The sequence below is a fragment of the Enterobacter cloacae complex sp. 394I7 genome, assembly GCF_057320345.1.
On record NZ_JBXWCR010000025.1, the window covers coordinates 1 to 1,052 of the forward strand.

Below are 1,052 nucleotides of genomic sequence, written 5' to 3' on the forward strand. Positions count from 1 at the left end.
TTCATGACTGGGGTGAAGTCGTAACAAGGTAACCGTAGGGGAACCTGCGGTTGGATCACCTCCTTACCTTAAAGAACCTGCCTTTGTAGTGCTCACACAGATTGTCTGATGAAAAACAGCAGTAAAAAACCTCTACAGGCTTGTAGCTCAGGTGGTTAGAGCGCACCCCTGATAAGGGTGAGGTCGGTGGTTCAAGTCCACTCAGGCCTACCAAATCTGTCATGCAGATTTGAAGAGGTTGGTCATACGATGGGGCTATAGCTCAGCTGGGAGAGCGCCTGCTTTGCACGCAGGAGGTCTGCGGTTCGATCCCGCATAGCTCCACCATCTTTTACTGCGAAAACAAGAAAACTTCAGAGTGAACCTGACAAGGTGCACTGCGAAGTTTTGCTCTTTAAAAATCTGGATCAAGCTGAAAATTGAAACGACACACATGTTATGTGTGTTCGAGTCTCTCAAATTTTCGCAAACCGGTGATGAATCGAAAGAAACATCTTCGGGTTGTGAGGTTAAGCGACTAAGCGTACACGGTGGATGCCCTGGCAGTCAGAGGCGATGAAGGACGTGCTAATCTGCGAAAAGCGCCGGCGAGGTGATATGAACCTTTGACCCGGCGATGTCCGAATGGGGAAACCCAGTGTGTTCCGACACACTATCGTTAACTGAATACATAGGTTAACGAGGCGAACCGGGGGAACTGAAACATCTAAGTACCCCGAGGAAAAGAAATCAACCGAGATTCCCCCAGTAGCGGCGAGCGAACGGGGAGCAGCCCAGAGTCTGAATCAGCTTGTGTGTTAGTGGAAGCGTCTGGAAAGTCGCACGGTACAGGGTGAAAGTCCCGTACACGAAAGCACACAGGCTGTGAACTCGAAGAGTAGGGCGGGACACGTGGTATCCTGTCTGAATATGGGGGGACCATCCTCCAAGGCTAAATACTCCTGACTGACCGATAGTGAACCAGTACCGTGAGGGAAAGGCGAAAAGAACCCCGGCGAGGGGAGTGAAAAAGAACCTGAAACCGTGTACGTACAAGCAGTGGGAGCCTCTTT

2 tRNA genes and 2 rRNA genes are annotated in these 1,052 nt (G+C 50.7%); all 4 read left to right on the top strand.

The annotated features are described in order from the left end of the window. A 16S ribosomal RNA gene (locus tag AC2FAP_RS24365) occupies window positions 1-66 on the top strand; the annotation flags it as partial. A gap of 70 nt (window positions 67-136) precedes the next feature. After that, a tRNA-Ile gene (locus AC2FAP_RS24370) sits at window positions 137-213 on the top strand. 38 nt (window positions 214-251) lie between these two features. Beyond that, window positions 252-327, top strand: a tRNA-Ala gene (locus AC2FAP_RS24375). Window positions 328-507: 180 nt separating this feature from the next. Then, window positions 508-1,052: ribosomal RNA gene (locus AC2FAP_RS24380) — 23S ribosomal RNA — on the top strand; the annotation flags it as partial.